Here is a 17,393-nt window from a genome sequence, read left to right on the forward strand (position 1 = left end):
AATAGACAGTTGGGCAGGAGCCATACCAGGCCTGTTCATTTTTAAAGACGTCGTTTCAGGATAGAATTTTATGCAAACAAGGTCGACAGATTCACTCGAAAAACGGGTACAAACTGAAAAGAAAGCCATCAAATGGGTGATGGTGGGGGATCTTTTACTGGCGGTTTTGGGGATTACGTTCTTTTATCTGACCAATTCTCAGGCGATCCTGATGGACGGTGTCTACCCTTTGATTGACCTGATTGCCGGGCTCTTGACCTTGCGTGTGGTGACTTTGATTACCCAGCAGGCGAGTGAGTCCCAGCCATTTGGTTATGCGATTTTTGAACCCGTTCTGAATTTCATCAAGGGCATTCTCATATTATTGGTGGTATTGGTTGCGTTGTATGCATCGGTGTTTGCCCTGTTTCACGGTGGACGCCAGATTGAGGCCAATATCGCGGTGTTTTATTCCATTGTCGCCTCGGTGTTGGGATTTGCCTTATCTTATGGCCTGCATCGTATGAACAAGACAGCCAAGTCGTCATTGATTGATGTTGACCTTAAGGGCTGGTTGATCGGTTCGGTATTAAGTGTGGCCGTTGGTTTGTCTTTTGCGTTGGCGATCTGGATGGAGACGACCCAATATAAGAGCTGGGTGCCCTATGTGGATCCGCTGGTCATCCTGATCTTGATTTTGGTGGTGCTGCCGATGCCGTTACAGATTTTGAAACACAACGGCATGCAGATTGTCGGACGCACCGGAAATGACGAAGCCAGCCAGTTTTTACAAAGTCAGGTTGAGGCGGTATTTGCGAGTGTGGAGTACAGCGACATCAAAACCCGTTACCTGCAGGCCGGGCGCATGATGTATGTGCAGGTGTATGTGCAGATGCAAGCCGATACCGATTTTGATCTGTTGGAGCAGGATCGTTACCGGGATGCTCTGTTTCAACACCTCAAGCAGACCCATGATTATCTGTCGTTGGATGTGATTTACACCACACATCCGATTTGGGTCGCCAGAAGTGTCGGCCTTGCGGACGGGCATACGCAAAACACTTGAACCTAAGTATTGCGATACCGAATATTACAACTGTTATAGAATTTAAAATCAGCAGGCCTTTCTGTTTGCCGCCTGCCAAAAACCCAAAGCGTGTTGATTAAACCATGTCTTACCCTATTCCCGCCCAGTTGGCGGAAGCCGAAATAGTCATCAAAAAAAGCCGTTTCATTGCCTATGCGCAACACATTGTTTCACGTGAAACCGGCATGCAGTGGCTGGAAGAGATCAAGCAACAATATCCGGATGCACGTCATCATTGTTGGGCTTATCAACTCGGTAACCCGGGCTGCGCCACCAATGCTGGAATGGGCGATGACGGCGAACCCTCAGGAACGGCGGGCAAGCCGATCCTCAATGTGTTGCAACATAAAGGGGTGGGCGATGTCATGATCATCGTGGTGCGTTACTTTGGCGGCATTAAACTCGGCGCCGGTGGCCTGACGCGGGCCTATGGTCAGGCCGCTCAAGCGGTCATGGAGGTGTTGCCGACCGAGCAGCAAGTGCCTATGACCGGCTTGCAGGTGTACTGCGATTTTGCGTTGGAACAATCAATCCGGCACTGGCTCACGCAGGCCGAGGGCGAATTGCAGGAGGTGACCTACTCTAAGAAGGTTTCTTTGCAGGTCGCCTTGCCGGATGATCGGCTGGACGAGTTCTGCGAGCAACTTAGGGCGCATCAATGCGAGTATGAACTGCCGGATAAAATTCAATAAATTCATACGATTGTCAAAATTTTCAGTTAACCTGTTCTGAATACCTTTCCGATCCAAGGAGTTTCAGATGACCTCAACGAAAAGCAAGGAGTGGATTGAAGAGCACATCGATTCGATCGATTACCAAGGGTTAGCGCCACAAATTCAGCAGCATGTATTGCAGATGCTGGAGCAGGCCATATCTTTAAGTCAGTCCGAACAACGCGAAGAGAAACAAGCCATTCATGATTTGCGTGTGGTGTTCAAACGTTTACGGGCCTATTGGCAATTGATGCGTTTCATGGTTTCTAAGAGGGTGTTTGAAGCGGCCAATCAGCGTATCAAGTTGGCCGCCAAATTACTCGGTGGCCAGCGTGATCAGCAAGTCTTGTTGGATTCTTTGTTGATGGTGAGCAAGCAACTCAAGGCGTCCGAAAAAGCCTATGCTGAATTGCAAATATCGGATTGGGAACAAAACTTACGCGCCACGCGCAAAGCGCTTTCCATCCATTGGCTCGCCATTCATTCGAGTTTGCAGCTCGAACACGACGTTTGGGAGAGTTTGAACTGTGAGGAGGAGGACCCCCGTCCTATGCAAAAAGGGGTGCGTAAAAGCCTCAAACGCCAATTCAAACTTGCCGAGAAAGCCACACTGCCTTCCACTGAAATGGCACAGCGCCATCGCTGGCGTAAATGGGTCAAACATGTTTTTTATCAGCTCAAGTTGTTGAAAAAATTGGGTCTGAAGGGTCAAAAGAAAACCGTGAGTCGTTTTGATGAGTTGGGAGAGGTGTTAGGGCTTGAGCATGACATGGAAGTATTGTTTGAGTTTCTGCAGGCTCAAGATGGTCAGGTTGAGCACGCTGAGCACTTAAAGGCGATTATCAAGGTGTGCCGGAAGCAGCAAGCAGAGTTTCGTAAACAGGCCGACCGCATTCATAAGTCGATTGTTAAGCAGAAATGAATCCAGTCTGTTTGCGGTTGAAAGCCAAGTCCTGCTTCATTAAGTCGTTTAATCAACTGGTATTTCTCATAGAAAAATTTCATTATTCACCATAAAAAATCAGGTATAAAATCAATGGGAACTTTAAGTTTTTTGCTTAAAGAGATTGTGTTTTTTTAGATCGATACTATGCAAGAGGTGTAGTGATGATGAGTTTAAAGAGTTTCAAGCCGTTGATGCTGGCCGCGTTATTCATGCTACCTGCGTCCGTGATGGCAATGGAAGAAGAGCAAGTTTATGGCAGTCAGTTGATGACCCAGCAGGAACGCCAGGAACATCAGGCAAAAATGCGTGCGGCTCAGTCTGAAGAAGAGCGTGAACAGATTCGTGAAGAGCATCACGAACAGATGCAAATTCGAGCGGAAGAGAAAGGCGTTGATTTGCCCGATGAACCGCCTGCCGAAAGAGGGCACATGAATCAACATGACCGTCCTGGCATGGGTTACGGTCGTGACTAAAACGGGGTGATTACAGCGCCATCAAGGTGATGGTGGTCACGATTCCGACAAAATAGGTCAATAAGGTCAGCTGCAACATGCGCTTGTTGGCCTGTCTGCTGTTGAGTTTTTCTTTAAATCTCGGCTGTTTCTGCAAGACTTTATATCCCCCCCATAGTACTCCTAATGCCAGAGCCGTTAAAATCATGCCTAAAATCAATGTGGTCAGCATTGTTTGTTCCCTTTTATGTGTTGTTTCAATTATAACGATTGATGTCGATAAAGGATCTGACGCTTTTTCGACAAGACGGGGCTCCTAACCCTTAGGTGGCCGAATTGAGTAGCATCTTCTCCATATGGTAACTGATCCGGTACAGGTGTTTGCTGACGCGCTCCATCCAACGGATTGCTTGTAACGCGTCCTGACACTGTTCGGCACTCAGTTCCCCTTGTCCCATTTGTTGCACCATTCTATGGCGGTAGCCTTCCGAATCCTGGCGGATGGCGTGGTGTAGCTTACGGGTCAGTTTGACCATTTGGCTCCATTTTTTTTGGCCGATCAGGCTGTGAAGTTCGATCACGTCTTTTTCCAGTTGGTGGCTCGTGTCAATCAAATCCGAATAGTGCCGAGATGCGCGGGCCCGGTCAGACTCTTCCTCGCAGCGTTCATGCAGGCGTTGCAAATGGTCCAGAGTGTGAATCATGGAAACCAGTCGTTTCCAATGGTTTCCTTGCGTGTGGTTCAAGTGAATCAGATCCAAGTAAACCTGAGTTTGATCGAGTTCCTGCTGAAGGGATTGCAACTTGGAATAGATAAGTGTGTCCGACGGGTTGCGCAATAAGCCATGTAGTTGGCTCAGTAAGGCTTTGTTTAGGCTGATCAGGGTTGTTTGTACGGCGTTTAAAGCCAGTTCGGGCGTGTTTAATAATTGATTGTCGAGTGCTTGAGTGTGGCTTTCTTTGTCTTGTGGAATCAATTTTCGGATCAGCCGGGCAAAAGGCTGGCTCACAGGTAGGATAAGCAGGACACCCAGCAGATTGAATAGGGTATGGAATCCAACGAGCGCGATTTCGGCATGTTGTTCAAGAGCCGTCGGGCTGAAAAATGCCCAGGCCTGGGTGTAAGGGGTGATTAAAAATAGAGCCATGACCGCTGTCATTATGTTGTATACGAAATGGGAGGCACCGGTGCGTTTTGCTCCTACGGTACCTCCGATTGCTGCCAGAAGGGACTTAACGGTGGTGCCAATGTCCATGCCGATCACTAAAGCCACCGCTTGTTCAAACTGAATGAGGTCATTGAATAAAGCGGTTAACGTCAAAGCAACCCCGGCACTGGAGGATTGGGTGATGGTGGTAAAGACCATTCCGATTATGACCAGTTGAATGAGTCCGGTTACTGTATTGGCGGGCATTTGGCTAAAATCCACCCACTCGACCATACCGGCCATGGCGGTTTGCAGGGTGTCGATTCCAACAAAAATAAGGCCGAATCCGGCTAGCGCCAAGCCGATGTAATGCCATTTTTGTGAAGCGAACAGCCTCATCATCACCCCGATGAGAATGATGGCGGAGGCGATGGAATCGATCGAGAACTTGAAACCCAGCACCACCACCATCCAGCCGGTGATGGTGGTGCCGATATTGGCGCCGAAAATAATCCCCAAGGCATTGCTAAAACTCATCAGGCCTGCACCGACAAAACCGACGGCCGCCAAAGTAGTGGCGCTGGAAGATTGAACGATGGCAGTGGCTAGCGCCCCGCTGAGAGCCCCGGTGGCGGGTGTTTTGGTAAAACGTAACAGGGCGGAGCGAATCCGATCACCGGCCAGCTTTTTGAGACTGTCCGTCATGATGATCATGCCCAGCAGAAATAGGCCGAGTCCTCCGGCAGTGAGTAAAAACGTATTGAATGCCTGCATGGCTTGCATGAGATGGCTCCGCAATAAAAGGGAATTCGCGTATTTTGATTATAATGGATTAGGCGCCGTATAGGTGAATTTGCCAAAGTGAAGCTTGTTGCCTTGAGCGTGCAATGGTAAATTGCTTTGAAATGATTCGCAACGAATGCGGAATCGTCTGCATTAAACCGAGATACATGAGGTGAATACCATTGGACAAGGCAGAAAGTTCGGTTCAATCCGCTATCTTAAAACCCATTCCGCAACAAGGCTGTTATTTGACGTTTTCCCTGAAACCGCATGGGGATTATGTCGGTGCACTGTCTAAACTGGCTTGTCAGGTGGATGGTGACAGTCTGGTTGTGGGGGTGGGTCTCTCATTGGCGGAGGCGTTAGGTAAAAAAGTGCAGGGTTTACGTTTGTTTCCAGCCATGGTCAATCAGGGGATTGAGATTCCTTCCACTCCGGCCGCCTTGTGGCTGTGGCTCAGGGGACGGGATCGCGGCAAGATTGTGTTGCAGGCCAAGCAGTTGATCGATGAGTTGGCATCGGCGTTTGTTTTGGAACAGCGCATTGAATCCTTTAAATATGGCAACGCCCAGGACCTGACCGGTTATGAGGATGGCACCGAAAACCCGGTAGGCGAGGCTGCGGTTGAGGCGGCTGTGGTGACTGAAGGGCTTTTGGCCGGCTCCAGCTTTGTGGCGGTTCAGCAATGGGTGCATGATTTGGATGCGTTTCGCGCAAAATCGCCCCAGCAACAGGACAATACCTTTGGGCGGCGCATTGCCGATAACGAAGAGTTTGACGAAGCGCCTGAATCGGCGCATGTGAAACGTACCGCGCAGGAGTCTTTTGATCCGGAAGCGTTTGTGATTCGGCGCTCCATGCCATGGTCGGAAGGCGAGCGCCTAGGATTGGTGTTTACCGCTTTCGGGCGTTCGTTTGATGCCTATGAAGCGATTCTGAAACGGATGATAGGGTTGGAAGATGGCATTGTCGATGCGTTATTCAGCTTCACGCACCCGCTGACCGGTGCTTATTTCTGGTGTCCTCCGCTGACGGAGTCTGGTTTGAATTTAAGCGCCTTGGGCATTGAGGGGGGTAAGATATGAGGTCTATGTGGAGAAAAAACGGATTTTTAGTTTGGCTGATGCCTTTTTTGCTGTTTATGACGGTTTCAGAACTTCATGCCGACTGGCGTTTGCAACCGGTCGAAGATTTTTCGGCCGTGGCCCAGCAGGCTCAAGCCCGCAATGTACCCGTGGTTATTTATTTCAGCCGTGAACGTTGCCCGCCTTGTCAACGTTTTGAAGAGAATGCTTTACTGCCGTTGATCGAAAACGGCTTGGTGGCCGATTACATTGAGATTGTGGAGCTGATCGCCGACAACGACGCTAAAGTAAAAGATTTTTATGGAGATGAAGTCCCGGCCAGCGAAATGGTCGAGCTGTATAATGTGACGACCTTTCCTCGTCTGGTGTTTGTGAATGCGCAGGGTGATGAACTGGGGATCCGCATGGAAAACTCCGGTGCCTATGATTATTTTCCGTATTATTTCCGGCAGCGTATTAATCAGGCGTTGGAAAAGTTGGCTAACCCCAAGCGGATAAAAGAAGGCTATTAAGCTTATTGATCTATTTTAGTTAAGGCTCCTAGGAGCAATAATCGTATAAAAAGGAAAAAATATGGGTTCGAATGTGTCGGTTTCTTCAGGTGGCGGGGCTTTATCTACAATCGGTAAATTACCCTGGATGCTGTTTATTGTCCTATTTTTGATTGCGACGGAGTATTTTCAGATCTCCCTGCAGGGCACGGTCGGGTATGTGTTCATTTCCGTGGCAGTAGTCATTCTGTTCATTGAGATGTTCAAGTCCGGTGATGTCAGCGCAGTCTCTTTTTTGGTGGATCAGTTCTGGGCGGTGTTGACGGTCATTCTGGCGACAGGCCTGCTCAGTTATCTATGGTTTGTGGAGGGACAAGAACCCAATTTTTACCATTGGATCGGGTATGCCATCATCATTGCCGATGCTTTGTTGAATCCGTTCAACGCCTTTAGAACCGCGCTGCGCAATTTTGATGTTGCCGGGTAAGGGTAAGTTTAAAAATCGAAGAGACTGGAGAATTAAATTTGAGCGCTAAAGCAAACGCATCCACCGCCAATAAGAGTCTGTTAGGGCGAGTCACGCCCTATTGCAAGACCTATGACCCTTCGCTGTTGTTTCCGATTCCGCGTCAGGAAAAACGCGACGAACTCGGATTTGATCTGCACAGTCTGCCGTTTCAGGGATTGGATATCTGGACCGCATTCGAGGTGTCGTGGCTCAATCCGAAAGGTAAGCCGGTGGCGGTGATTGCCGAGTTTGCCTTTCCGGCGGATTCGCCCAATCTGATTGAGTCCAAATCCTTTAAATTGTATTTGAATTCGTTCAATGGCACCCGTTTCGATTCTCAGGAGGCGGTCGTCAACCATTGGATCGAAGATCTGTCGGTCGCCTGTGGTGCGGAGGTGGCGGTGGACGTTCGCAGTCTGGATGAAGAAGAGACCCTGATCGGTCGTTTGCCGGGCGACAACCTTGATGCGTTGGATATCGAAGTCACGGATTATCAGGTCAACCCCGGTTTGTTGACGGTAGAAGAGTCGGCCGATGAGGTTCAGGAAACCCTAAATAGCCATCTTCTCAAATCCAATTGCCTGGTCACGGGTCAGCCCGATTGGGGTTCGATTGTGATTCGTTACCGAGGGACTCAGATTGACCATGAAGGCTTGTTGAAGTATCTGATTTCGTTCCGTGAGCATAATGAGTTTCATGAACAGTGCGTGGAACGGGTGTTTACCGACATCATGCGCCGTTGCCAACCGTCCGAACTGACCGTATATGCGCGTTATGTGCGGCGTGGTGGATTGGATATCAACCCATATCGTTCCAATTTTGAAGATGAATTTGATATTTCGCGCACCGTTCGCCAGTAGGTTTGCTTGTGTCTTTCCTTAACTGGTTGTTCGGGCTGTTTGGTTATGAATGGGTCAAGCAGGACAGGCCTGCCGATTCTGCCGATACCACTGAAGACGGCTTTACCGACATGGCCGAAGAGGAGGGCTGGAACGATTTGTATGACGCCTCCCCAAAGTATGTATTGCGTAAAAAATCGCTTGATTGAAAATGAGCAGGCCTGGTTGTTGTCAAAAAGCTGCACACGGCTGAAAGACGATGAAGGAGTGAGAGTGCAAGGAGCATCATGACGGAACGGGATGTCATCAATATTAAAAACACCTTGAAAGCGCAACAATTGATGGCGTGTTTTGACCAAAATTTACAGCGTTTAAAAAAGCACGGGGCGGATGAAAACGAAGAAGAGTCCGCCACCATCGATATGCTTTCCGAATGTTTGGAAGAGGCGATTGAGAATGGCATAGCGATAGAGGAATTGCAGTCACGTGCCAGCCAGCTCGCGCAGTTTGCCTTTGATCGTGGTTATATCCAGCACGAGGTTGAAGAGTTGTTGACCATGCGTCCGAATCCAAACGGCAAGCGCCCCGGGTGATCCCCTAACAAGAGACTAAAAAACGATGGAAATACAAGCGCAAACGGCTTACGGCATGGGAGACGCCACTTATCAGGCGGTAGGCGGCTATGATGGTTTAGTGAAGCTGGTGGACGATTTTTATGATGCCATGGACACCTTGCCAGAGGCACAATCTATTCGCGCCATGCACGCTGATGACCTGAGTTCGTCGCGTGATAAGTTGGTGCATTTTCTGTCGGGCTGGATGAACGGCCCGCAAATTTACGCGGAAAAATACGGTTCCATCAATATTCCGCTGGCGCATGCCTTTCTGGACATCAAGGAGGCCGAGCGCGACGCATGGTTGCTGTGCATGCAGACAGCAATTGCCAAACAGAATTATCCTCAGGCATTGCAGGACTATCTGAAACAGCAGTTTTTCCGCCCTGCCGAACGCATTCGCCAAGTTTCCCAACAGAAACGCCAGCCGGAATCCTAATTTGGGCGTTTATTGAATATCAGCAGGCCTGTCCATTTGGATGGACAGAAGCTTGTTCAATCACTTTTCTATTTTCCCCACAGTACCCAGTATGCGGTTGATTTCAGTGCGTTGCGGACGAAAACTGCGTGGCGCATCCGCCATGCTGCCGTCGCTTAATGCACCGGCACAGGTCAGGCGATAAACATTCGGTTGCTGCTTGGATTTTAAATACAGATGCACCAAGTCCATGGTTTCGGGTCGCTCGTAAGACAGGGCAAGCACCGGGTTGTATTCCGGCAGGTCGCTGGTTCGAGTGTGAAGATTGGCGGCCATTTGAATCGGCTGATTGAGTTGCGCAATCTGCTCTTCACCAAGCTGAACCCGCTCTATCCGGAAGGATTCGGGTTGAATGACGGTACGGCTTGTTTGCAGTTCATATATTTCGATACGGCAGTGCTGTTCACGTCGATCAAACCCGCTGCCTGTGATTTGGCCGAACTGGATGAACTGGCGCGCTTTGCCTGCCGGGATGGTGATGGTTTGCTTGAGATGGAAACGTTCACCTGGTTGAACATTCATCATGCTTTTGGGTGGGTTGGAATTACAACCGGATACGAGACTGATGACGCCGACCAGCGTTACCGCTATGAGACTGTTTTTGAAGTGAAAACCGAACATATTGCGCCCCTTTTTAGGTTGTGGGATGGATGCCTGGTTGAATGGGATTAGCTTATGGTAAAATACTTTACTATTTTATATCAGTTATTTTAACATCGGTTTCGTTGATTGTATCAACCTGGATTAATCCGTGGGTTGAATCGGCTTTTCCAGAAGGAATGCAACATGGATGCGTTAAGTTCTAATTATGAGGTTATCGTGGTGGGCGGCGGTCATGCCGGTACCGAAGCAGCACTGGCTGCGGCACGCATGGGCCAGAAAACCCTGTTGCTGACCCATAATATCGATACCTTGGGACAGATGTCGTGCAATCCGGCAATCGGCGGGATCGGCAAAGGGCATTTAGTTAAAGAGGTGGATGCCTTGGGTGGTGCCATGGCGTTGGCGATTGACCAGGCCGGGATTCAGTTCCGAACCCTTAACGCCTCAAAAGGTCCGGCGGTACGCGCCACCCGTGCGCAGGCTGATCGAGTGTTGTATCGCCAGGCGATTCGCACCTTGCTGGAAAACCAAGTCAATTTGTCGATTTTCCAACAGCCTGTTGAAGACTTGATTTTGGAAGGCGACCAGGTGCGCGGCGTGGAAACCCGAATGGGGTTGAAGTTCTATGCGCATCAAGTTGTCTTGACGGTGGGCACTTTTTTGGCCGGTCGCATTCATATCGGTTTGCAGAACTACGAAGGGGGGCGTGCTGGTGACGCCCCGTCGAATCGTTTGGCGGCGCGTTTGCGTGAGTTGGAGCTGCCGGTCGGTCGCCTAAAGACAGGCACACCACCGCGCATTGATGCACGCACCGTCAATTTCGATGCCATGCAGATCCAGCACGGTGATGATCCGGCTCCGGTATTCTCTTATATGGGCAAGCGTTCCATGCACCCACAGCAGATCCCTTGCTACATCACCTACACCAATGCCCAGACGCACGAGGCGATCATGGCCTCATTGGATCAGTCGCCGATGTATTCCGATGAGGGTGAAATCGACAGTGTCGGGCCGAGATATTGCCCTTCGATCGAAGACAAGGTGATGCGTTTCGCCGATAAGGATCGCCATCAGGTGTTTATCGAGCCGGAAGGGCTGACCAGTAACGAACTCTACCCGAATGGGATTTCCACCAGCTTGCCGTTTGAAACCCAGTTGCAGATTGTGCAGTCTATGGAAGGGTTAGAAAATGCGCGCATTATGCGACCGGGTTACGCCATCGAGTATGACTATTTCGACCCGCGGGGATTGAAACCGACTTTGGAAACCCGTCATATCCACGGCTTGTATTTTGCCGGGCAGATCAACGGGACCACCGGCTATGAAGAAGCCGCAGCCCAAGGGATTTTGGCTGGCATTAATGCTGCACGCCGTGCGCAGATGCAGGAGCAGTGGTATCCGCGCCGTGACGAAGCCTATATCGGTGTGCTTGTAGATGATCTGATTACCATGGGCACCACCGAGCCTTACCGCATGTTTACGTCGCGTGCCGAATACCGTTTGATGTTGCGCGAGGACAATGCCGATCAGCGCCTGACGCCGATTGCGCGCCAGTTTGGTTTGATCGATGATGTCCGTTGGATGGCGTTTGAAACCAAAATGGAAAGCCTTGAGCAAGAGCTTGAGCGGTTGAAAAAAACCTGGATTTATCCGTCACATGCGGAAGCCAAGCAGGCCGAAGCCCTGATGGAACTGCCTCTAAGCAAGGAGCAAAGTCTGTTCGATCTTTTGAAACGCCCTAAGGTGGCGTACAGCGCGCTGGCTGAGCTTGAAGTGTTTGGTAAAGGGGTTGCCTCCGAAGAGGTGGTTGATCAGATCGAGATTGAAGCCAAGTATTCCGGTTACATTGAGCGCCAGAAGCAGGATATCGACAAACTTAAACGTTCGGAAGCGGTTAAAATTCCCGAAGACTTGGATTTGGATGGCATTTCCGGTTTATCGAATGAGGTCAAGCAAAAGCTTCGAGATCATAAGCCTGCAACCCTGGGCATGGCCAGCCGTATTCAGGGCATCACTCCGGCGGCGATTTCCATTTTGCTGATCTCCATCAAAAAGCATCGTTCCGGCAATAAGGTAGCTTGATCCAACATGAATCAAAACCATGACATACAAGCCCTAAAACCTCAGCTGGAAGCCGGGATCAAGGCATTGCAACTGACTTTGCCTGCCCAGGCCGTAGATCAGTTGATGGCTTATTTGACCCTATTGGAAAAGTGGAATAAGGTTTATAATTTGACCGCGATCCGTGATCCGCAGGAGATGCTGGTTAAACATCTATTGGACAGTTTGGCGATTGTGCCGCACATCGAGGGACAGCGATTGATTGATGTGGGCACGGGGGGCGGCTTGCCTGGCATTCCATTGGCCATCTGTTTTCCTGACAGAGAAGTTGACCTGCTGGACAGCAACAGCAAAAAAACCCGTTTTCTGATTCAGGCCAAAGCGGAATTGGGCTTGGAGAACACCCAAGTATTCCATCAGCGTGTTGAAACCTATCAGCCGGCCGAGCGTTATGATGGGGTGGTGTCGCGTGCCTTTGCCTCGTTGGAAGACATGATGCATTGGACGGCGCATCTGCTGAAGCCAGACGGTTTCTGGTGGGCGATGAAAGCCCAAAAAGATTTTGAAGATTATTCGAAACTACCAGGCCTGGTCAAAATCGAGGCGATGATCGATTTGCAGATTCCGGGTCTTGACGCCCAGCGCATGTTGATTAAGGCAAGTCAGCAGGAAAGAAATTGAAAACATTAAACGGCATACAAAAAGGTTAGGTGGCATTTCGTGGGCAGAGTGATTGCATTGGCGAATCAAAAAGGCGGCGTGGGTAAGACCACAACCAGTGTGAATTTGGCGGCTTCCTTGGCACGTTTGGGAAAAAAGGTGTTGTTGATTGACCTGGATCCTCAGGGAAATTCCACCGTGGCGATCGGGGTCGATAAGGATCAACTGGAGAACTCGATTTTTGAAGTTCTGGTGGGTGAGTGCAAACCTAAAGCGGCCATTATTGAGGTTGAGCAGGCTGGCCTGGATTTGATGCCGGCGAATGGCGATTTGACCGCAGCTGAAGTGGCTTTGCTGGAAGAAGGTATGGGGCCAAAGCGGCTTCGTAAGGCCTTGAAAAAAATCCGCAATGATTATGATGCGGTTTTGATCGATTGCCCGCCGACTTTGAATATGCTGACCTTGAATGCTTTGACGGCGGCCGATGGTATTGTGGTGCCGGTACAGTGTGAATATTTCGCTTTGGAGGGGCTGTCGGCTTTGATGGATACCATTGAAACGGTTAAATCTCAGCTGAATGATAGTTTGCATATTGATGGTTTGCTCAGAACCATGCATGACCGTCGTAATAACCTGGCAAATGATGTCTCCAGTGAATTGGTTTCCCATTTCGGTATGAAGGTACTGCAGACCATTATTCCAAGAAATGTCCGTTTGGCGGAAGCGCCCAGTTATGGTGAGTCCATTTTGGATTATGATGCAGCATCAAATGGCGCGATCGCCTATCTGGCGCTGGCGAATGAATTAATCCGTAAAACACAAATTTAACTCTGACAAGAAAAAGGTAAGGTATGGCAAAAAAACGCTCAGGAATGGGAAGCCGTGGCATTCATGCCATGATAGGCGCTAAACAAAAGTCAGAGAACAGTAGTACCGATTTACGCATCGAAAAGCTACCCGTCAATCAATTACAGGCGGGTGTCTACCAGCCTCGTCAGCAATTTGAATCGAGCGCCCTGCAAGAGTTGGCCGACTCAATTCGTGTTCAGGGCGTGGTGCAGCCGATTATTGTCAGACCACTGGATAACGATCAGTACGAGATAATCGCAGGTGAGCGACGCTGGAGAGCGGCCCAATTGGCCGGTTTGGATAAGGTTCCGGTCGTTGTCAGACAGGCGGACAGCCAAGCGACTTTGGCAATGGCGCTGATTGAAAACATTCAGCGTGAAGACTTGAATCCCATCGAAACGGCAATTGGTTTGAAGCGCCTGCTTAAAGAATTTGAGTTAACTCAGCAAGAAGTTGCCGATGCGGTTGGCCGTTCAAGGGCGGCAGTATCAAACTTGCTTCGTCTTCTGAAACTTCCTCAAGCCATTCAGCAAGCCTTGCACGATGGTGAAATCAGCATGGGGCATGCGCGTGCGATTATCTCTCTGCCTGAAGACAAGCAGCTAGAATTGGTTGAAAAAGCCAAGCTTAAGGGTTGGTCGGTACGCGAGATGGAAGAGGCCGTGCAGCAAATTCTGGTTCCAAACAAGGTGATTAAGGAATCCAAGAAAAAAGCGATTCCGGGAATGGAACAGATCGAAACGCAGCAAAATATGCTGGCCGAAAAAATTAAGGCCAAGGTTAAGATCAATCATCGTGAAAGCGGCAAAGGCAAGCTTGAAATCAGCTATGACAATCTAGAGGATTTAAACCGTTTATTAAAACTTTTTTAGAATAATGGAATTTTAATAAAGAATCTCAATCATAAAAAAGATTAAGGATATTATTAATACATCTAGTGGTCTGGGTTTTGCGACATACTGCATGTAGTTGTCTAAGTGGATTCATGAACAAAACCTAGAGAAAAACAAGCATATAAGCTAGCTTTTAAGGGCGTAAAGCTATATCATGTGCCACCGTTTAGGTTGAACAATAATCAACTAAAAAGTATCATTAATAGAGTTTGCCATTGAATGACTGAATCGAGCCAAGAGCCGAAAAAAACCAAAGCAGGTGAGGCGCCAAGTCCGGCGGTCAATTTCCTGTTGCTGAGTGCGGGTTCGATCTTTACGTCAATGATTGTTGCGGGTTTTCTGGTTGGTTATGCATTTGACCAATTGTTTGAAACAACCCCCATATTTTTACTTTTGTGTGGCCTGCTTGGTTTTATCGGCGGCATGCAAAAGGTGATGAAGCTCTCGAGTAGGTTGGATCCAGCTCCAAAAGCAGAAAAGAAAGATGATTAAAAACCTTAATCAACCTCTTAAAATCCAAGGCCTAATCGGTCTGGTTGCTGTGTTGGTTTTCTCTACTCAAGATCTCATCTGGTCTGCCGCTTACGGTTTTTTTATTGGAATCATGAATGTCTTGATGCTCAGTCTGACGTTTAAAAAAGCCGATTCGAAAGCAGCTAATGACCCGAAAGGTGGAATTTTAGTTTTATATTTGAGTGCAGTCGTGAGATTCGTTCTTCTGGCTGTGTTATTTGTTTTGGGGTTGCAAGTTCTAGGACTGGAAGCGATGCCGATGGTATTGACCTTTGTGGCGATGCAGATCGGACAGGCTTTCAATCTGAAAGGCAAGCAGCGTTTGACTGACTAAGGAGAAGTCCCTTGAGTGCTGAAAAGATGGGAACTGTCGAGTATATTCAACATCACTTGACAAATAATCACATAGGCGAAGGTTTCTGGACATTTAATCTGGATACCATTGTTGTAAGTTTTTTGCTTGGCGCATTGATTGTTTTTGTGTCTGCAAGACTTGGTAAGCAATTAGAAACTGGAAAACCCGGTGGATTCCAGAATTTCGTTGAGTCTATTCTTGATTTTGTCTCGACCAACGTTCGTGATGCCTTTCCTGGCCATAACCCACTGATTGCACCTTTGGCGCTGACCATTTTCGTATGGGTTTGGCTGATGAACTTTATGGACTTGATCCCGGTTGATCTTCTTCCTTACTTGTTCCAGTTGGTAACCGGTGACCCTCATGCACATTTGAAAATCGTACCGACTACGGATTTGAACACGACCCTTGCGATGGCGTTCACCGTTTTTGCATTGATTATCTACTACAACATCAAAATTAAGGGTGTGGGCGGATTCATTAAGATGTTCCTGTTTCACCCATTCGGCAAGTTCTTCATTCCAGTCAACGTTGTTATGACGTTTATCGAAGAAGTTTCCAAACCACTTTCACTTGCTCTGCGTTTGTTCGGTAATATGTTCGCAGGTGAGTTGGTATTCCTACTGATCGCATTGATTGGTGGAACTTTAGCAGTGGGTGCCGCTGCGCTATTCTGGGCACCATTACAAGTTCTACTTGATTTAGGTTGGTTGATTTTCCACTTGTTGGTTATCACCCTTCAAGCCTTTATCTTTATGGTGCTTACTATTGTTTATCTGGGTATGGCTCACGACGAAGGTCATTAAGCCACCCGGTAACAATGAAAGGAATAGGTGGCTCATTTAGGTGGGTCATCAAAAAGGTTTAAGCGCACCTGCTTTGAGGTTTCATTTGGGGTCTGAAGTAAAAAGCTTTATTTAACTTTTATTTTTTTTAATTTTAACTTGTAAAACTTTAGGAGAAAGTCGATGGAAGTAACTGCTACTATGATTGCTGATATCTACTCTGCAACTGCTATTGGTGTAGGTGTAATTTTGGCTGCCGCTGGTCTAGGTTCAGCAATTGGTTGGGGTCTAATCTGTTCTAAAACATTGGAAGGAATCGCTCGTCAGCCTGAGATGCGTCCAGCTCTAATGACGAACATGTTCATTTTTGCCGGTTTGATGGAATCTTTCCCTTTCATCATCCTAGCTTTCGCTATGTGGTTCCTATTCGCTAACCCATTCGTCGGTGCAATGACAGCTGCTCTTGGCGCTTAATTAAATCGAAAATTTAATATTTTAATTTAACGAATGGCGAGGTAACCACTGTGAGTATTAACGCAACGCTTCTCATCCAGATTATTGCATTTGTGCTATTAGTCTGGTTTGTGAACAAGGTGCTGTGGGGGCCGCTGTCTAAGCTAATGGAAGAACGTCAGAAGAAAATTGCTGACGGTCTTTCTGCCGCTGAGAAAGGTAAGCATGAACTTGAGTTGGCTGAACAAAAAGCAAAAGAAGTGCTTAAGGAAGCTAAATCTCAAGCTCAAAACATACTGAGTCAAGCTGAAAAACGTAGCTCTGAAATCGTAGAAGATGCGAAAGTAAAAGCCAACGAAGAAGCTGACCGTATTAAAGCTGCCGCCCAAGCAGAAATTGAGCAAGAAGTTAGTCGTGCAAGAGAAGACCTTCGTAAAGAAGTGGCTTCATTGGTTGTAACTGGTGCAGAAAAAATTCTTCAGAAAGAAGTGGATGCAGCAGCGCACAACGACATGCTTGAAACCTTAGTTAAATCAATCTAAGGAAAACTTCTATGGCAGAATTAATGACAATTGCAAGACCCTATGCTGAAGCAGCCTTTGCAGTCGCAAAGGAAAAGAATCAGCTAACAGAATGGTCGGAAGAACTGGCTAACCTTAGCACCATCGCTTCTGATGACGCGATGCAGGCTATGATTGGCAACCCTGAGTACAGTGATGAAAATGTTTTATCCGTTTTCGAATCTGTTATGGGAGCGAACCTGACTGCTGAAGGAAAAAACCTTCTATCTGTAATGGCTGAAAATAAGCGTTTAGCTGCGCTTCCTGGTGTTTCTGAGACTTTTGAAGAGTTGAAGGCCGAAGAAGACAAGCGCGTTAGAGCGACGATTATTACTGCACGTAAAGCAACGGTTGAGCAGAAGAAAAAATTAAGTGCTGCTTTAAATGCCAAGTTTGATGCAGAAGTTGAGATCTCTTATGAAGAAGATCCTGACTTAATTGCAGGCATAAAGATTAAAGTCGGTGACTGGGCTATTGATGGTTCAGCTGTTTCACAACTTAACAAACTTGGCGCAGCAATCGCCCAATAATGGAGAGG

24 protein-coding genes are annotated in these 17,393 nt (G+C 48.1%); 21 read left to right on the forward strand and 3 right to left on the reverse strand.

Annotated features, from left to right (window positions below; all coding sequences use genetic code 11):
* Positions 1–70: 70 nt before the first annotated feature.
* From B076_RS0100580 to B076_RS11635, 4 genes are all read left to right on the forward strand, one after another.
* Complete coding sequence (locus B076_RS0100580; protein WP_028485599.1) at positions 71–1,045, forward strand: cation diffusion facilitator family transporter; 975 nt, start codon at positions 71–73, stop codon at positions 1,043–1,045.
* Between the two features lie 104 nt (positions 1,046–1,149).
* Positions 1,150–1,758 carry a YigZ family protein gene (locus B076_RS0100585; protein ID WP_028485600.1) on the forward strand — a complete coding sequence of 203 codons (609 nt, stop codon included), beginning with the start codon at positions 1,150–1,152 and terminating at the stop codon, positions 1,756–1,758.
* A 67-nt stretch (positions 1,759–1,825) separates the two neighbouring features.
* A complete protein-coding gene (locus B076_RS0100590) occupies positions 1,826–2,701 on the forward strand; it encodes a CHAD domain-containing protein (protein ID WP_028485601.1) in 876 nt (291 codons plus the stop codon).
* 185 nt (positions 2,702–2,886) lie between these two features.
* Positions 2,887–3,198, forward strand: a complete 312-nt coding sequence (locus B076_RS11635; protein ID WP_096777333.1) for a hypothetical protein — start codon at positions 2,887–2,889, stop codon at positions 3,196–3,198.
* A 10-nt stretch (positions 3,199–3,208) separates the two neighbouring features.
* Here the strand turns inward: B076_RS11635 and B076_RS0100600 are convergent, their stop codons facing one another.
* Both B076_RS0100600 and B076_RS0100605 read right to left on the reverse strand, forming a co-directional pair.
* Positions 3,209–3,409, reverse strand: a complete 201-nt coding sequence (locus B076_RS0100600; RefSeq protein ID WP_028485602.1) for a hypothetical protein — start codon at positions 3,407–3,409, stop codon at positions 3,209–3,211.
* Positions 3,410–3,500: 91 nt separating this feature from the next.
* Complete coding sequence (locus B076_RS0100605; protein WP_051347079.1) at positions 3,501–5,108, reverse strand: Na/Pi cotransporter family protein; 1,608 nt, start codon at positions 5,106–5,108, stop codon at positions 3,501–3,503.
* A 182-nt stretch (positions 5,109–5,290) separates the two neighbouring features.
* On the opposite strand from B076_RS0100605, the gene B076_RS0100610 reads away from it, so the two are divergent.
* The 7 genes from B076_RS0100610 to B076_RS0100640 all read left to right on the forward strand — a co-directional run bounded on the left by B076_RS0100610 (position 5,291) and on the right by B076_RS0100640 (position 9,084).
* Positions 5,291–6,193 carry a Dyp-type peroxidase gene (locus tag B076_RS0100610; RefSeq protein ID WP_028485604.1) on the forward strand — a complete coding sequence of 301 codons (903 nt, stop codon included), beginning with the start codon at positions 5,291–5,293 and terminating at the stop codon, positions 6,191–6,193.
* A 5-nt stretch (positions 6,194–6,198) separates the two neighbouring features.
* The gene (locus tag B076_RS0100615) at positions 6,199–6,705 is read left to right on the forward strand and encodes a thioredoxin family protein (protein ID WP_028485605.1); all 507 of its coding nucleotides are present in this window, start codon (positions 6,199–6,201) and stop codon (positions 6,703–6,705) included.
* 61 nt (positions 6,706–6,766) lie between these two features.
* Positions 6,767–7,171, forward strand: a complete 405-nt coding sequence (locus B076_RS0100620; RefSeq protein WP_028485606.1) for a hypothetical protein — start codon at positions 6,767–6,769, stop codon at positions 7,169–7,171.
* Positions 7,172–7,209: 38 nt separating this feature from the next.
* On the forward strand, positions 7,210–8,052 hold the full coding sequence (gene queF, locus B076_RS0100625) for an NADPH-dependent 7-cyano-7-deazaguanine reductase QueF (protein WP_051347080.1): 843 nt from the start codon (positions 7,210–7,212) through the stop codon (positions 8,050–8,052).
* A gap of 8 nt (positions 8,053–8,060) precedes the next feature.
* Positions 8,061–8,240: a hypothetical protein gene (locus B076_RS0100630; RefSeq protein ID WP_028485608.1), complete on the forward strand. Its 180-nt coding sequence runs from the start codon at positions 8,061–8,063 to the stop codon at positions 8,238–8,240.
* Positions 8,241–8,318: 78 nt separating this feature from the next.
* Complete coding sequence (locus B076_RS0100635; protein ID WP_028485609.1) at positions 8,319–8,624, forward strand: hypothetical protein; 306 nt, start codon at positions 8,319–8,321, stop codon at positions 8,622–8,624.
* A 25-nt stretch (positions 8,625–8,649) separates the two neighbouring features.
* Entirely contained in the window at positions 8,650–9,084 is a 435-nt protein-coding gene (locus tag B076_RS0100640; protein WP_028485610.1) for a group II truncated hemoglobin, read from the forward strand.
* A gap of 60 nt (positions 9,085–9,144) precedes the next feature.
* On the opposite strand, the gene B076_RS0100645 is transcribed toward B076_RS0100640, so the two are convergent.
* Positions 9,145–9,744, reverse strand: coding sequence for a hypothetical protein (locus tag B076_RS0100645; RefSeq protein ID WP_028485611.1), 600 nt, complete (start codon positions 9,742–9,744; stop codon positions 9,145–9,147).
* 165 nt (positions 9,745–9,909) lie between these two features.
* Between B076_RS0100645 and mnmG the strand changes: the two genes are divergently transcribed.
* The 10 genes from mnmG to B076_RS0100695 all read left to right on the forward strand — a co-directional run bounded on the left by mnmG (position 9,910) and on the right by B076_RS0100695 (position 17,385).
* Complete coding sequence (gene mnmG, locus B076_RS0100650; RefSeq protein ID WP_028485612.1) at positions 9,910–11,808, forward strand: tRNA uridine-5-carboxymethylaminomethyl(34) synthesis enzyme MnmG; 1,899 nt, start codon at positions 9,910–9,912, stop codon at positions 11,806–11,808.
* A 6-nt stretch (positions 11,809–11,814) separates the two neighbouring features.
* Positions 11,815–12,468 (forward strand): 16S rRNA (guanine(527)-N(7))-methyltransferase RsmG, encoded by a 654-nt coding sequence (rsmG, locus tag B076_RS0100655; RefSeq protein ID WP_051347081.1) that lies wholly within the window; start codon positions 11,815–11,817, stop codon positions 12,466–12,468.
* A gap of 39 nt (positions 12,469–12,507) precedes the next feature.
* Positions 12,508–13,275, forward strand: a complete 768-nt coding sequence (locus tag B076_RS0100660) for a ParA family protein (RefSeq protein WP_028485614.1) — start codon at positions 12,508–12,510, stop codon at positions 13,273–13,275.
* Between the two features lie 23 nt (positions 13,276–13,298).
* A complete protein-coding gene (locus B076_RS0100665) occupies positions 13,299–14,168 on the forward strand; it encodes a ParB/RepB/Spo0J family partition protein (RefSeq protein WP_028485615.1) in 870 nt (289 codons plus the stop codon).
* Between the two features lie 240 nt (positions 14,169–14,408).
* Complete coding sequence (locus tag B076_RS0100670; RefSeq protein ID WP_028485616.1) at positions 14,409–14,681, forward strand: AtpZ/AtpI family protein; 273 nt, start codon at positions 14,409–14,411, stop codon at positions 14,679–14,681.
* Entirely contained in the window at positions 14,674–15,036 is a 363-nt protein-coding gene (locus tag B076_RS0100675) for an ATP synthase subunit I (protein WP_028485617.1), read from the forward strand. The genes B076_RS0100670 and B076_RS0100675 overlap by 8 nt, the downstream gene beginning before the upstream one ends.
* Before the next feature lie 11 nt (positions 15,037–15,047).
* Positions 15,048–15,863, forward strand: a complete 816-nt coding sequence (gene atpB, locus B076_RS0100680; RefSeq protein WP_028485618.1) for a F0F1 ATP synthase subunit A — start codon at positions 15,048–15,050, stop codon at positions 15,861–15,863.
* A gap of 162 nt (positions 15,864–16,025) precedes the next feature.
* Positions 16,026–16,316, forward strand: a complete 291-nt coding sequence (gene atpE / locus B076_RS0100685; protein ID WP_028485619.1) for a F0F1 ATP synthase subunit C — start codon at positions 16,026–16,028, stop codon at positions 16,314–16,316.
* Positions 16,317–16,366: 50 nt separating this feature from the next.
* Positions 16,367–16,837, forward strand: a complete 471-nt coding sequence (locus B076_RS0100690) for a F0F1 ATP synthase subunit B (protein WP_028485620.1) — start codon at positions 16,367–16,369, stop codon at positions 16,835–16,837.
* 11 nt (positions 16,838–16,848) lie between these two features.
* Entirely contained in the window at positions 16,849–17,385 is a 537-nt protein-coding gene (locus B076_RS0100695) for a F0F1 ATP synthase subunit delta (RefSeq protein WP_028485621.1), read from the forward strand.
* Positions 17,386–17,393: the final 8 nt, after the last annotated feature.

Source organism: Thiomicrorhabdus chilensis DSM 12352, assembly GCF_000483485.1.
Classification (GTDB): domain Bacteria; phylum Pseudomonadota; class Gammaproteobacteria; order Thiomicrospirales; family Thiomicrospiraceae; genus Thiomicrorhabdus; species Thiomicrorhabdus chilensis.